The sequence below is a fragment of the Liquorilactobacillus cacaonum DSM 21116 genome (assembly GCF_001436735.1).
Lineage (GTDB): Bacteria > Bacillota > Bacilli > Lactobacillales > Lactobacillaceae > Liquorilactobacillus > Liquorilactobacillus cacaonum.
On sequence record NZ_AYZE01000015.1, the window covers coordinates 114133 to 129248 of the forward strand.

General features: G+C 31.6%; 13 protein-coding genes. All 13 read right to left on the reverse strand.

The features are described 5' to 3' along the window. Positions 1-24: 24 nt before the first annotated feature. The 13 genes from FC80_RS07220 to yfmF all read right to left on the reverse strand — a co-directional run bounded on the left by FC80_RS07220 (position 25) and on the right by yfmF (position 15065). Positions 25-2259, reverse strand: a complete 2235-nt coding sequence (locus tag FC80_RS07220; RefSeq protein WP_057829469.1) for an ATP-binding protein — start codon at positions 2257-2259, stop codon at positions 25-27. Beyond that, a complete protein-coding gene (locus FC80_RS07225) occupies positions 2240-3442 on the reverse strand; it encodes a metallophosphoesterase family protein (protein ID WP_057829470.1) in 1203 nt (400 codons plus the stop codon). Before FC80_RS07225 ends, FC80_RS07220 begins: the two co-directional genes overlap by 20 nt. Before the next feature lie 218 nt (positions 3443-3660). Then, a complete protein-coding gene (locus FC80_RS07230; RefSeq protein ID WP_057829471.1) occupies positions 3661-3999 on the reverse strand; it encodes a YlbF family regulator in 339 nt (112 codons plus the stop codon). A gap of 68 nt (positions 4000-4067) precedes the next feature. After that, positions 4068-6185, reverse strand: coding sequence for a PBP1A family penicillin-binding protein (locus FC80_RS07235; protein WP_057829472.1), 2118 nt, complete (start codon positions 6183-6185; stop codon positions 4068-4070). Positions 6186-6287: 102 nt separating this feature from the next. Next, positions 6288-6746, reverse strand: coding sequence for an arginine repressor (locus tag FC80_RS07240; protein ID WP_057829473.1), 459 nt, complete (start codon positions 6744-6746; stop codon positions 6288-6290). Between the two features lie 74 nt (positions 6747-6820). Further along, positions 6821-7540 carry a Crp/Fnr family transcriptional regulator gene (locus FC80_RS07245; RefSeq protein WP_057829474.1) on the reverse strand — a complete coding sequence of 240 codons (720 nt, stop codon included), beginning with the start codon at positions 7538-7540 and terminating at the stop codon, positions 6821-6823. Between the two features lie 142 nt (positions 7541-7682). After that, positions 7683-8732 (reverse strand): recombinase RecA, encoded by a 1050-nt coding sequence (recA, locus tag FC80_RS07250; RefSeq protein WP_057829475.1) that lies wholly within the window; start codon positions 8730-8732, stop codon positions 7683-7685. A gap of 102 nt (positions 8733-8834) precedes the next feature. Beyond that, positions 8835-10073, reverse strand: coding sequence for a competence/damage-inducible protein A (locus FC80_RS07255; RefSeq protein WP_057829476.1), 1239 nt, complete (start codon positions 10071-10073; stop codon positions 8835-8837). 96 nt (positions 10074-10169) lie between these two features. Further along, positions 10170-10757, reverse strand: coding sequence for a CDP-diacylglycerol--glycerol-3-phosphate 3-phosphatidyltransferase (gene pgsA / locus FC80_RS07260; RefSeq protein WP_057829477.1), 588 nt, complete (start codon positions 10755-10757; stop codon positions 10170-10172). Between the two features lie 29 nt (positions 10758-10786). Then, positions 10787-11695, reverse strand: coding sequence for a helix-turn-helix domain-containing protein (locus FC80_RS07265; RefSeq protein ID WP_057829478.1), 909 nt, complete (start codon positions 11693-11695; stop codon positions 10787-10789). Positions 11696-11783: 88 nt separating this feature from the next. Beyond that, the gene (gene ymfI / locus FC80_RS07270; protein ID WP_057829479.1) at positions 11784-12509 is read right to left on the reverse strand and encodes an elongation factor P 5-aminopentanone reductase; all 726 of its coding nucleotides are present in this window, start codon (positions 12507-12509) and stop codon (positions 11784-11786) included. A 2-nt stretch (positions 12510-12511) separates the two neighbouring features. Beyond that, entirely contained in the window at positions 12512-13807 is a 1296-nt protein-coding gene (gene yfmH, locus FC80_RS07275; protein ID WP_057829480.1) for an EF-P 5-aminopentanol modification-associated protein YfmH, read from the reverse strand. Continuing rightward, positions 13794-15065 carry an EF-P 5-aminopentanol modification-associated protein YfmF gene (yfmF, locus tag FC80_RS07280; protein WP_057829481.1) on the reverse strand — a complete coding sequence of 424 codons (1272 nt, stop codon included), beginning with the start codon at positions 15063-15065 and terminating at the stop codon, positions 13794-13796. Before yfmF ends, yfmH begins: the two co-directional genes overlap by 14 nt. Positions 15066-15116 lie beyond the last annotated feature (51 nt).

Here is a 15116-nt window from a genome sequence, read left to right on the forward strand (position 1 = left end):
AACTTAATCCTCCCTTTCCAGCTTCTAAATGGCCAAAATACTTTCTTTACTTACCTTATCACAGATAATCGAAATATCGACCGTAAAACATAATATTTGTGTTTCTTTGCTAATTTCTAATAATAAATCAATAATTTGTGATTTCCGTTCCTCATCAAAATTAACAAATCCATCATCTATTATCATTGGCAATCCAATTTTTTTATTAAAAATAACTATAAATGCTATTCTTAGCGCAAAATACAATTGTTCCGCAGTAGCTCTAGACAATTCATTTACAGTAAAAATTTGATTGTCAATCGTCTTTAAAAAAAGTTGATTATTTCCAACAGAAATCTTAACAAAATGTTTATTTGTCAACACCTCAAAAAATTTGCTTGCCCTCTCCATAACTAATGGTAATTGATGCTTAGATAGCGTTGCAAGATATTCATCTAACCATTTATTTGCAAGGGACATTGTCAACCATTCTTCAATCGTATTATTTATATTGGATCTTTCATTTGCCATTTCTTGTTGAAGTGTGGCAAACTCAACAGAATTGCCAATATTATCTAACTGTATCTTATACTCAATCAATTGTGCAATTCTTTGTTCATTTTTTACTCGTTTTTCTTCATAGTTCTTCTTTGTACTAAAAATATCTTTTTCAAGTTCAATTTTAGTTGAATATTTTTTTAAAGCATTTATCTTTTCATCAGAAAGCTGTGATTTCAATCCAATTATCGTGCTTTCCAGTTTTAATTTACCTTGTTCTTTAAAAAAGTTTTCTCTTAGCGAGTTAAAATTATTAAATCCCATTTCTTCTAACTGTTTTGCAAGTTTAACTTGTTCTACTCTTAAACTTGATAAATTTATACTCCTTTCTTGCTCCAATATTTTTTCCTTTACTTTAGTATTGTCTCTCAATTTAATTTTTTTCTCAATTTGTAATTTAAAGTTCAAAATTTTTCTCATGTTAGCTGTATAATCATCAGAAAGTTGTAATTTTTTCTTACAAAAATCAAAAATTTCTTGGTTCTCTTGAGTAATCCCACTCGTCGAATATACAGGGTTTAAATCTTTGATAAAAAGATAACCACCAAAAAAGATCCCAATCATTCCTAAAATTCTAATAAAAATATTTGGAATAAATATGATTGCTAAAATTGAAATAACTACAATAGCTATAGTCGTATAATTTGGTTGCTTATTCTTTGACTTTGTATGGCTACGACGCCGCAACACTTGACTATTCTCATTTGAACTATCTTCAACATAACTACTTGTAGAGCGTTCTCCACCAACAATCTGATTAAATTTTTCCTTATTATTCAAATAAAAGTCGATATCTTCACCATTTGAATCTAATTTTCTAACCTCCTGTCTAACATCTTCCAACTGTTTTTCAAGGCTTTGAATTGAACTTTCAATTGAGTTAACTTTCGTATTTTGCAGTTGTATTTTATCAAAAACTTCAATAGGTATATTCAGCGCATTTTCATTGTAGTTTTTAGATGCACCTAACCACTTTTGATAAATATCCCAAGTAGATTCTAATTGGTTTAATCTTGCTAATTTATTTTCATATTCCATCTTTTCTTGTGAAAATTTAGAAGTCTTTTCTTTTAGATTCTCAATTTTTTCCTCAATCATTTTGAAATCATCCAAATTATTAGATATCTCTTGAAATTTTTGATAAGTTCCTTCATATTTTTTTAGCATTAAATTTATTTGTGGCACTCTACCATTTGGTTTATATAACTGGTTTGCTTCTTTTATTAATTTTTTTTGTTTTTCAAATATTTCTTGGCTACCGCTAGTTGCAATGCTATAAAAGATGCGTTCTAGTTCATCAGGTTTTAAATTTAATATCGTAGAGAGTTCACTTTGATTTACAGAGTAAATATCATCAAAAACTGTTTTATCTACTTTCGTTATCCATTTTTCTAACAAACTTTCAGGTAATTTTTCCTTTGTTTCTTGGTTAATTATTGTTAGACTATTATTTTTTTCATTACCAATACGTTCAATTAAATACTTTTGCTCATTTTGTAAAATTAAAAGATTGCCACCATAGACACTTCCTTTTCGCGGAATATATGTTTCCTTTTTTCCACGTTTTGTTGGAAACCCAAATAAGATTGAACTGATAAAGGATCTGAGTGTTGATTTACCTGATTCGTTTGGCCCTGTAATAACTTGAAAATGATGTGCAACATCAAAATGACAATCAACAAACCTTCCGTATCCATAGATATTAGCTTCTAAAATTTTCATAGCTATCAATATCTCCACTCAACTTTAGTTTTGTTTTTTCAAATATATCTTCTAGTTCATTCTCATTTTTAAAATATTCTTCTATGAACTCATACTCCTTTAGATTTCCTAATAAATTCAGAATTATTGATTTTTCAAAAATTTTGTTTTTAACGTCCAACAAAATATTTTCATCCAACATATTATCCCCAAAGAATGCTTCCGTTGTATAACTTATTTTTCTGATGAATATTTTCTCATCCATTCTTCTTCTTAGACTACGTAACATATACCCATTTTGAAGATTCTTTACCAATTCAGCATTTGGACTGAGCACATTTATTACAACACTAACTATTACTAACTTGCTTTCTTCAACAGTTTGTTTCTCGATACTTTTAATCATGGTATCTTCAATTTCAGAAAATGTTTGTTCTTTCACTACTTTTAAATTTAAGGTTACCCACTTAAGCACTGTCAACTCTCTAAACCTTGGACATAATTTACCATCTTTTGACTCCACGATCACAAAGCCTTTTTTTGTTATTTCTTTATTATTTTTTCCTTGCAACGATCCGGGATAAATAATCGAAGGTAAAGTACTAAGTTCATGATAGCTATGAATGTGACCTAATGCCCAATAATCATAATTTTTGCTTATTAACTCGGAGACTTTGAATGGTGCATAATTTTGCAGATTATCTTCCTCAAAGACAGAGCCATGCAACATTCCAATATGCCATTTAACATCTAAGCGTTTTGGATAACTTTGTATTTGCCTATCTACCCATCTTTTTTTATAACTAAAACCAGTAACAGCAATTTCTTCATTTTTTATTATTACTTTTTTAGTAGACACTTGATTAGGGAATACATAAACATTTTCTGGAAAATAAAAACTATAGTTGTCTAAATCTTGAAAGTCATGATTACCTAGAGACAAAAACACATAGATACCATGTTTTTCCAATTTTTCAAAGATATCTCTAAGCTTAAGCTGTATTGTAATATTAATTTTATGATTATCAAAAATATCTCCTACAAATAAAATAAAATCGATTTCTTCGTTAATTGCAATATCAACCATTTGATTTAAAGCATCTATGCCTGAATCAATTAAAATTTTCATTTGAGAATCGCTAACACCATTCAGTCCCTCAAAAGAGTTACCTAAATGTAAATCTGCACAATGAATAAATTTCATACTAACCCTAACCTCCTCTATTTTCTAAATTATACGAACAAAAATAACTTGCTAACCATTCTAAATTTAAATAATTTAAAAATAAACCTATTAATATTAAAAACATGATAATATGGTCAAGTTTATTAGTGAATAAATTAGAAATTAAAGGTTTTATCTCAACTCCAAATAAAAAAACATGAATTATCCGGTGCTAATAATTCATGTTTCAAAAATTTTTAGTCCTCGTATAACTCACTGACCGGTTTGAACATGATTTGATTAATCTCATCAATTAACTGAGCCAATATTTTTTCTTTATTCATCAAATTCATGATTACTTCAACTTTTTCAACCTGTTCCCCTAATTCCTTAATACTATCAATATCTTGTTCTTGAACAGTACCTTGCATTTGTTTATTTTGAAAATCAATTTGGGTCTTTTGAAACTCCTTAAATTGTTTAAATGCTATCGGATCTTTTTTTACATCCTCATACGCTATTTTCAAATCTGCATATTCTTTTGTTTTTCTTAAATCTTGTTCCAATTGGTTAGCCGAATCATATATATTAATCACAGTTCTACCTCCTATTATATCTCTCTAATTGTACCATCTCTTCTTAATAAAACTCAATTTTTTGATGACTAATTTCCGAACCATTGTTGAATTTTTTCTTTTCCCTCATCAAACCAGCTACTTGCCTTTTCTCTAAGACTATTAGCTGATTTCGACACACTTTCACCCGCATTTTTTAAACCATTCCAGATACTATCAGATGAACTATTATTTGAGCTTGCCAACCTTGACGAGGCACTTTTAACTGAAAATGAAGTTTTTGCAGTATATGGCAAAATATTTTCCATCTCATTTTTAAACAGTGCTGATCCTCCCCGCACACCTTCATTATTAAGACTATACTTCGAAGAATCAAAACCAACCCATGTAGCAACTACGATATCCGGTGTATACCCAATATACCAATGATCTTTATCACTTGTATCCGTCCCAGAGTCAGCTTTTGTAGTTCCAGTTTTTCCAGCAATTGTATAGCCATAAGGTTTCGCATTTACACCTGTTCCATCATTAAAGACATCAATCATCATACTAGTCATTTCATTTGCAGTCTTTTTACTAATTACTCGCTTGGATGATATTTTATTGTTAACAATCGTTTTCCCCGAGGCATTAACTATCTTAGTAATTAGATATGGTGAGCTTTTTACACCATTATTTGCAAATGCCGTATATGCCCCAGCCATTTCATATGGAGATACTCCCTTCGTTATTCCTCCTAAAGCCAAGCTTAAGTTATCATCACTTTTGGAAACATCTAGGCCAAATTTTTTAACCATATTGTAGCCATTTTGCACACCTATTTTATTAAGTAGCCATACTGTAGCAGCATTTTTACTCTCCGCTAAGGCTTTATACATCATTATTTTCCCTGCATATTCATTACCAACATTATGCGGGGTATAATTATTAGTCCCATACGATTGTAATTTGTCTTTTAAAATTGAATCATAATGATAACCCGCTTCAAGTGCCGGTGTATAAACCGCAATAGGCTTGATTGTTGAGCCAGGTGAACGAATTAACTGCGTTGCTCTATCATAACCACGAAAAACATGAGTTCCTTCTCTACCCCCAACAAGTGCAAGTACTCCTCCAGTTTTGGGATTAATTGCGATTGAAGCTCCTTGCGCTTTTGTACCATCACTTGCATTATAAGGAAATAAATTCGAATTCGAAAAACTGGATTGCATCTTAGTTTGGTACGTTTGATTAAGTGACGTATAAATTTTATATCCACCATTCATTATCTGTGTTTCTGTCAATCCATATCTATTTATTGCTTCACTAATCACAGCATCAAAATAATAAGGATACTTATACCCTGATTCATATTGATAATTATCATGCAAAGTCATTGCTGATTTTTTATACTGATTTGCTTGAGCTGTTGTTAATTTATTATTTTCGACCATTAAATTTAAAACAACATTTCTTCGATTTATTGAATATGTTAATTGATCTATTGGATTATATTTGGTTGGATTAGTAAGCATTCCAGCAAGTGTGGCTGCCTGAGCAACTGTCACATCTTTTGCAGAGACTCCAAAATATTTTTCAGAAGCATCTTGTACTCCCCAAACACCATTGCCAAAATAAGCGCTATTCAAATACATTTCCAAAATTTCTTTTTTTGTGTATTCGTTCTCAACCTGCATAGCAATAAATATTTCTTTTGCTTTACGTGAAAAAGTCTGTTCCTGCGATAAGAATGCATTTTTTACTAGCTGTTGAGTAAGCGTACTCCCACCACCACTAATATAGTCTCTCCCAAGTAATTTATTTTTGAGCAACAAAAATGCCGCACGACCAATACCCTTAAAAGAAAAACCATATTCGTGATAAAAGTTCCTATCTTCTGTTGAGAGTACAGCACTTGTGATATTTGTTGAAATATTATCCATATTCTCCCAAGTTCCTTTTTGAGAATATAAATATCCAGCTCTATTATTAGAACCATCATATATTTCAGTTGTTTGTTGTAATTCTTTTTTCAAATTTCCAACATTAGCTGTTTTAGCAACAAAAACTAAATAAATACTCATCATCAAAAAAAGAAATAAAAATAAAACAATCAGCCAACGTACTAGTTGATATCTTAGTATTTTTGTTTTTAGCCAATCACCGAGTTTTTTTAAAAAATGCATTGTAGCACTTAGTATTTTTTCCAAAAAAGAATCATTCTTCATTCACATTAATCCATTCCTTATAAGTGTTTCTACTAATTCTAACACACTTATAAATAGTACCAAAACTCAACGAAAAAAATTAAAAATATTTAAAATCCTTTATTATTCATTTTTCAAATATTTTTTAAATGTATCTCTTACCAATCGTGCATCTTGTTCATTCTTACTAATAATTAAAATCGTATCATAACCAGCAATAGTTCCCACTACCTCACTCACTTCAAGTTCATCAATAATTGCAGATAACACATTTGCTGTTCTCGGAAGTGTATGAACAACATTCATTGTTTGTACTAATGTTATATCTATTACAGATTCCGTAATCGCGTTATACATTTTTTCTTCTTCAGATGGTAGCCCACCTTTAAAAATTGCATAATGAATTTTTCCTTTTGCATTTTGCTCTTTAATTATTCTCATTTCTCTAATATCACGAGAAATAGTTGCCTGAGTTGCCTTGATACCATTTTGAGCTAAAATTTCCATTAATTCTTCTTGTGTACCAATTTCATTTTGTGTAATTAGTTGTTCGATTTTAGCTTGCCTAATTTCTTTTTTCATAATACGCAACCTCGTATTTATATTTTGCATTTATTATAGCAAAAAAAAGAGAGTACTTCGAATATTACATTAAATTAAAAGTATTCTTTAAATTTTTCAAAAAAAGCACTTGTTAACTCTATCTTTCTCAAACTTTGAGTCAACAGTTCTTCATTCTTCAACATTTTATAAGTTTTACCAACAGTTTCTCTTGTAGTTCCAGCTATCTTAGCAATTTTAACTTGAGTCAACCAATTTGGAATACTATAATCATCAGAATTACATTTCTCACCAAATTTTTTTGCCATATATATTAACGTCAATATAACTCGCAATCTCGGATGTGGAAGAGAGTTTATATAACTATTTTGCATTAAATCAGTTATAATTTTCCCGGTTTTATAGTGTAAAAAATCACTCACTTCTCTATTATTATTGACTATGTTTTGATATTTTTTTTGTGGCATAGACACGATTGTTAAATCCATACACGCTTCCATACTAAAATCTTCCAGATGCTTATTTAAACTCAATGAGAATGGTAAAAATTCATTTTTACCCAAAAAAAATGAACTCATTGCTTCCCCATTAAAGCTACATTTATTTACTCGAATCACACCTTCTGTCAGCAAATATACTATCTGCTCACCTTTGTTATTGAGAAAAAATTTTTCGCCTTTTTTAAAATTTAAAATACTTGCTTCCCTTAAAATCTGATGTAACTCAATTTCAGTGAAATAAGAAAAAAATTCCTTCTTTTTTATTTCAAAAAGTGCTAAATTAACTTTACTTTGTTTAGTAATTCCTTCTTTCATATTTTATAGCTCCCCCTAAGATTAATTCTATAAAAATATATTTTAATTTAATACTATATTCATTGTATAACATGTAAATACGCAAAAAAAGATATTTATTCAAATCCTCTTCACAGAAAATTCAATAAATATCTTTTTAAAATTATTTAGTATCAAGTTCATCGAGTGGCAAATCCGTTGAAATTTCAGATGTTTCTTCTTCATCAGCAATCCCGTATGCCTGTCTCACTTTTAATGTAACTTCTTGCATTATTTCAGAATGATCAGCTAGATATTGTTTTGCATTTTCTCTACCTTGGCCAATTCTATCTTCCCCATATGAATACCAAGAACCACTTTTTTTGACAATATCTTTTTCAACTGCCATATCAACTAGTTCACCAGTTTTAGAAATACCCTCCCCGTACATTATATCAACTTCTGCACGCTTAAAAGGAGGCGCAACTTTATTTTTGACAACCTTGATTTTTACACGATTACCAATAATCTCAGTACCATCTTTAATTTGTTCAGCACGTCTAACTTCTAAACGAACTGTAGAATAAAATTTTAGAGCTCGTCCACCTGGAGTCGTCTCAGGATTTCCAAACATTACTCCGACCTTTTCACGTATTTGATTAATAAATATCGCGATCGTTTTAGTCTTATTTATAGTACCTGATAACTTACGTAACGCTTGTGACATTAATCTAGCTTGCAGTCCAACATGCGCATCCCCCATCTCACCTTCAATTTCTGCTCTGGGTACAAGTGCAGCAACGGAGTCAACCACTACAATATCTATTGCTCCAGAAGAAACAAGGGCATCTGCAATCTCCAACCCTTGTTCACCAGTATCTGGTTGAGATAATAATAATTCATCAATATTTACACCCAGCTTGGTTGCATAGGCAGGATCTAAGGCATTTTCAGCATCAATATATGCAGCTACTCCCCCATTGCTTTGTACTTCTGCAACAGCATGTAAAGCAACCGTTGTTTTACCAGAACTTTCTGGTCCATATATTTCAACGATTCTCCCCCTTGGGTATCCACCTACCCCCAAAGCTTCATCAAGAGCTAATGATCCACTTGATATGGTTGAAATTTGCGTATCAGCCTTTTCACCCATACGCATAATTGAGCCTTTACCAAAATTTTTTTCTATTTTTTTCAATGCAGCATCTAATGCTGCTTGTCGTTCATCTGCCAAATTTACTCCTCCTAGTGACACCAGTCATAGACAAGGTTTTATAATTATATAATACAGAATCATATAAAAAAAATCAAGAAAAAAGGGAACATAGGTTCGAAATTATAAAGATTTCCTTATATAGTCTAACCCAGATAAAACAGCTCGTTCTCTAACTAGATATCGATTACTAGAAAAATGATACAATTTTGCAGTCGTTTCTTTCCCTTTTATAGATAATCCAATCCAAACAGTACCAACCGGTTGCCCTTCTAATTCAGTTGGCCCTGCTACTCCCGTAAAAGAGATACCAATATCTGTTCCTAACTTTGTTCTTACAGATGTGGCCATTTCCTTAGCTGTTTCTTCACTAACAGCCCCTTTATTCAGCAATGTATCGTGTGAAACATTTAATAATTGTTCCTTAGCTTTATTAGAATACGTTACTACGCCTCCCAAAAAAACCTCCGAAACACCTGATATGCTTCCCAATGTTGACTGAAATTCACCAGCTGTTAGACTTTCAGCAGCAGAAATTGTTAGCTTTTTCTTTTTTAATTGTTCTACAATCACTGCAACTAAACTGTTATCATCTCCATAACCATACATAAATTCCCCAACTCTCTTAGCTATTTCTAGTTCGAGTTGATCCAATAAATTAACTGCTTCATCTTCACTCTTACTACTTGCAGTCAAGCGTAATGTAACCTCACTTGTCTTTGCATACGGAGCAATCGTAGGATTAGTTTGCCCATCTATCAAATCCTCAAGTTTGGTCACTAAAAGTGATTCTCCAATACCAAAAAAGCGTAAAACTCTTGAAAACAACAAATGATCATTAAAATATGCTTCTTGTAATATAGGTTGTGCTTGATGAACAAACATTGGTTTCATTTCGCTGGGAGGCCCTGGCAATAGAAGAAAATCTGTTCCATTCGCATTTTTGAAATAATTTCCGACTGCAAAACCTGTTTCGTTTTTTAATGCAATCGAATCTTCAATAAAAAGCGCTTGTAACTTGTTATTTTCTGTCATTGTCTTCCCAGTTTCATGATAATAACGGACAATTTTATTCATGGCTTTGCTATCTTCGATGAGTCGTTTACCAAGAAACTTTGCTACTGTTTGCTTAGTTAAATCATCCTTTGTTGGCCCAAGTCCACCTATTAAGATAACAAGATCACTTCTTGAGTCTGCTTTTTTTATCTCTTTTAAAAGCCGACTCTCATTATCCCCTACCACTGACTCAAAGTAGACATCAATACCCATGTCTGCCAATCTTTTAGCAACAAAAGTAGCGTTGGTATTAACTATCTGACCTAAAAGTATTTCTGTACCTACTGCAATAATTTCTGCATGCATTTTTTATGCCTCCTGTAGTTTATAAATACGCAAAATCTGAAAAAACAACTAATCTTTAACTTTCCAGTCTGTACAAGATTAGTTGTTATTATTAACTTATTTATTAAATGAATCCGAAAAAATATCTTTACTATTTATAAAATATTCAATGCCAGAATACACAGTAAAGAATAAACAAATGTACAGCAATATTTCTCCAACCGGAATCCCAATAATAGAAAAAAAGATATCATTTAAGAACAAGAAAATTATAGACAACATTTGCGTCATTGTCTTAATTTTTCCCGGCATTGCAGCTGCAATAACCTCGCCGTCATTTTCAACAACTATTAGGCGTAGACCTGTAACTGCAAGTTCCCGACAAACAATAATTGCTGCTACCCAAGCTGGGACTTTCCCAAAAGAAACTAAAATTACAAATGCTGTCATCACTAACATTTTATCAGCCAATGGATCAGCAAACTTCCCAAAATTAGTTACTAAATGCTGCTTACGAGCAATTTGGCCATCTGCAAAGTCAGTAATTGATGCAACTGCAAAAATTAATGCCCCAAAAATTTGAGTAACCGGAATCATCGCTCCACCAACAAAAACAGTCCCCCAGTCAAGCGGCAACAATAGGACTAACATAAAAATCGGGATTAAAATTATACGTAAAACAGTTAATTTATTTGGTAAATTCATTTGAAATACAAACCCCTATCCTTCAAAAACTAATTTTCTACATTAATCGTCAATGTTCTGACTGTTAACTCACTATTATCCTTTTTGAAATTAAATTTCTTCCCGTCAATTGTTAATGTTGTAGCTCCGGAGTTTCCTAGATTAATAGTAATTACAGTTGTTCCACTTGGTAAATTAACCTCGTGTTCCTGTCCACTACTAAGCGTTCCTTGCCATTGTTGTGTCCCATTAGCAGAAACAGCACTCCATGCATTTCCACCATCAATTGCAAGCTTAACGGTTCCAGAACCTGTAGAATTCTTAGAATTTGTCATAGTATAAACAAATTTTGATCCTGTATTTGAAGATAGTTTAATTTTTTGCTTACTATTTTGTTTTGCACTTGCCTTAGAACTAGAACTGCTCGAATCTTTTGAAGTCGATTCTTTGCTTGAAGAAGAATCTTTAGACTTAGTTGAAGTTGTTTTTTGCGAAGACACTGAAATCTTCGAACTACTTTCAATTTGTTGAGTCTGCGCATCTTTTTGATGATTACTCCATGCAACATAGTATATTGAACCCAATATTACTAAGACAACTGCAACAACAATAATTGTTGGAAGATACCCCAATATATGATTAACCTTATTAGATTTTTCAATATTCTCTCTAGTAACTTCGCTTCGCGTCCTTGCAACTTTTTCACTTGCATTAGCAACATCACTTGATGTTTTACGGCTTTCAAAGGCACTTAAAAATTCAGTTGCATCTATATCAACTGTTTCAGCGTATTGCTTAATGAATGCTTTTACATAAAAATCACCAGGAAGTGCTTCGAAGCGCTCATCTTCAATTGCAATTAAATATCTTTTCTGAATTTTTGTGATTTGTTGCAAATCATCTAGAGTATATCCTTTTTCGATTCTAGCAGCTTGTAAATCTTTTCCAATTTCAACCATTTTTAACTCTCCAATATCAACTTATATCCGAAACCTTAATCTATATTAATTATATCATAGACATCTAAATAAATTAATTAAGAATTGCTTATTTTAGCCAACCGCCAGTAATATAAATTGTTTGTCCCGTCAGATATGCTGCTTGCGTATCCAAAAGTGCATTCACCCAGTAACTTATCTCCCCTGTGTCTGCAAACCTTCCCATCGGAATTTGCTCATTTATCTCTTCTTTTTGATTGTTTGAAAATAAAGAATTCATACTTGTATTTACTGCGCCAGGAGCAATTGTATTTACCGTAATTCCAAGTGATGCGACTTCCTTACTATATGCACTTGAAAATGCTGAAATTGCTCCCTTAGCGGTACTATAGGCTACTTCCATCGCACTTCCTGCACCACCATAAACTGAACCAATGAATATAATTCTTCCATACCCATTTTTTGCCAGCTTATCTTCAAGTAGCTGAATTAATCTTAACGGACTTAAAACTTGCATCTGCATAATTTCTAAGGTATCCACATAGTCACTTTGACTATATAGTCCATACTTAGTTGTCCCCTGTGCAAAAATAATTGCATCTAACGAAAATAAATGAGCTGTTATCTTCTCCACTTGTTCAATCTGATTAAAGTCCACTTTAAGTACCAGAAAATCCTGTTTTTTGTATTTTTCACTCAAACATTCAGCTAAATCATTAACCTTATCAACTCTGCTATTTCCATGTAAATATAGCGACCAACCTTTTTGCGCCAAATCTTTTGCAATGTTTTCCCCGATATCACCTGATGCACCAATTAGTAACGCCCATTTCATTTTTAAATCTCTTCTTTCGGTAAAACTTGATAAACACTCATATTATTTTCTTCAATAAAGTATTCCATCGCTTTGAGTATATCAATTAACGTCAATTTTTTTAATATTTCTACTGTATCAAAGCTCATGGCATTATCAAATAAACTTCCTTCATAGCGATTTGCAATTCCTTCAAGAGAGTTCATTGACTGAATCTGCCTACCAATAAATTCCTTCTTGGTGAGTTGAAATTCTTTTTCTGATTTGCTTAACTTCTCAGGTGCCACCTTAATTAATTTAATTATTTCAGATGTAAGCTTCTCTGCATTATTTGTTTCCCCACTTATAATACAAAAATGATAGCCTCGGCCCATTGAAATATCATAATCAAAACTATCATCAATCACACCCGTATCATATAAATCATTAAAGGCCTCAGAGGACTCACCCATTAAAAGATAGAATCCGAGATTTAAAGCTACTTTGTATATTAACCCCATTCTTCCTGCTGGAAGATTACCATTTCCTCGAATCCCAACTGCTACCTTAGGCCGTTTTGTATCAACTTCCAACATACGATATGGAATTATTTCATATTCTTCATTAATCAGTGATTTTTCATGTGCAATTTTTTGAAATAAAGAAAAATTTTTATTTTGTTGATTTTTCTCAATCCACTCTATTATCTCATCTGGGTTAATTGCTCCAACTACTAATAAATTCATGTTTTTAGGATGATAAAAAGTTTCATAGCAGGCATATAAATCATGAATCGATATTTTTTGAATAGACTCAACAGTTCCAGCAATATCCTTACTAAGAGGACTATTGGGATATAAGTTCTCAATTATTCCATTATATAGACGCCAATTATAATCATCATTGTACATCATGATTTCCTGGGCAATTATCCCTTTTTCTTTTTCTACAGATTCATCTGTAAAATAAGGCAATTGAACAAAGTCTAATAACGTTTCAAGACACTCTCTAACATTACCAACAGTTGAAAAGAGATAACTGGTTTTGGTATAAGATGTATAAGCATTCGAATCCGCACCTAATTTTCCAAATAATTCAAAAGCATCATAATTTTCTTTTTCAAATAATTTATGTTCTAAAAAATGTGCTACACCATCTGGCTTATGAATAATTTTATTATCAGCAGAAATAACTGAAGAATCAACTGAGCCATAATTCACCGTAAAATTTGCATATGTTTTATGAAATCCATTTTTAGGAACCAAAGTAACTGTTAGACCATTGCTTAATACTTTTTGAAAAACTTTTTCTTCAAATTGAGGATAATCAATTATTTTCATTTTTCAATTCTCCATCTAAAAAATAACTAGCTTCCAAGTGAACTTTCCTTGCAATTTGTGTAACATCATAAATCGTGACCTCATTTAACTTTTCCATCCATTCTTGTTCTGAAAAACTTTTTCCTAGCAAGCTATTGAATAATGCTCTATTTAGTACAACACTTTGATGATCTAATTGGCTTAAATAACTATTTTTTAGTCCCTTTTTTGCTGTTTCAATTTCTAATTCAGTAATCATACCCTTTTTTAATTCGCCTAGTTGAGCATCAATAATGCCTAGCACCTTCTCTTTGTTTTTCGCTTTAATTCCAGTTTTTACAGTTAAAAAACCACGAAAACTATCATAAGAGCTGCTTGCATAATAAGCTAAGCTAGCCTTTTCCCGTACATTAATAAATAGTTTTGATAATGGTTGGCCGCCAAAAATATCATTAAAAATTAACGCTGCATAGTATTCATTGTCCTGAAAAAAAACAGGCAATGAATAACCTAAATTCAATTTAGCCTGACTAACATCCAAATAGTCAATTCCCTTTTTTTCTCTATCCGTTCCTTTTTGAATATAAAACAATTCAATTTTAGGTGGCACTCTCTTTGCAAATTCAAAATCAAATGCTATTTTTTTTGCCTGATCATCCGTAATATCTCCAACAACAATTATCTCAATTTGATCGTTTTTAATACTGTCTAGATAGTAACTATACAAGTCCTCATTAGTAATCTTTTCTAGTTCATCAATACTACCAAATGATGGCATTGACTGAGCTTTATCTTCAAAAAACAATTTGTTTAATTCTATTGAAGCAAATAGTTGTCTATCATCTCGGACAGAGTCAATATAATCGGCAAGAATTTCTTTTTGGCGCTCAAACACCTGAGTATCAAACTTATTTTTATCTATTAGCGGTTTAAAAATAATTTCTCTTAAAAAATTAACACCTTGATCCAAAAGATTTTCAGTGGTTCCTAAAAAGTTTTCATTAACACATTCTAAATTAAAACTAAGAGCATGCAAATTGCCCTTTCTTTCCGTAGAAACACCAAATCCTGCTCCATACATTTGTGCAAGTTTCTCTGTTAGAATCTTTTGACTAGAATATTTTTGACTACTATTTTCTAAAATACTAGCTAATAATAAACGTTTTGTTAGTGCTTCAGACTTTAGTGGAGCTACAAAATCAACAGCTATTCTAGTTGTCTTGAATTGTTTAGTTTTCACTACTGACAAATTAACTCCTGGTTTCAAGCTTATATGCACTAATTACCCCTCCCCAAAATATACATAATGTTAATAATAGTCGAAAAAAAA

What these genes read in the sequence shown, in the direction of transcription:
- FC80_RS07220 (WP_057829469.1), bottom strand. Translation starts at nt 2,259, where the DNA reads ATGAAAATTTTAGAAGCTAATATCTATGGATACGGAAGGTTTGTTGAT.
- FC80_RS07225 (WP_057829470.1), bottom strand. Translation starts at nt 3,442, where the DNA reads ATGAAATTTATTCATTGTGCAGATTTACATTTAGGTAACTCTTTTGAG.
- FC80_RS07235 (WP_057829472.1), bottom strand. Translation starts at nt 6,185, where the DNA reads ATGAAGAATGATTCTTTTTTGGAAAAAATACTAAGTGCTACAATGCAT.
- FC80_RS07240 (WP_057829473.1), bottom strand. Translation starts at nt 6,746, where the DNA reads ATGAAAAAAGAAATTAGGCAAGCTAAAATCGAACAACTAATTACACAA.
- FC80_RS07245 (WP_057829474.1), bottom strand. Translation starts at nt 7,540, where the DNA reads ATGAAAGAAGGAATTACTAAACAAAGTAAAGTTAATTTAGCACTTTTT.
- FC80_RS07255 (WP_057829476.1), bottom strand. Translation starts at nt 10,073, where the DNA reads ATGCATGCAGAAATTATTGCAGTAGGTACAGAAATACTTTTAGGTCAG.
- pgsA (WP_057829477.1), bottom strand. Translation starts at nt 10,757, where the DNA reads ATGAATTTACCAAATAAATTAACTGTTTTACGTATAATTTTAATCCCG.
- FC80_RS07265 (WP_057829478.1), bottom strand. Translation starts at nt 11,695, where the DNA reads ATGGTTGAAATTGGAAAAGATTTACAAGCTGCTAGAATCGAAAAAGGA.
- ymfI (WP_057829479.1), bottom strand. Translation starts at nt 12,509, where the DNA reads ATGAAATGGGCGTTACTAATTGGTGCATCAGGTGATATCGGGGAAAAC.
- yfmH (WP_057829480.1), bottom strand. Translation starts at nt 13,807, where the DNA reads ATGAAAATAATTGATTATCCTCAATTTGAAGAAAAAGTTTTTCAAAAA.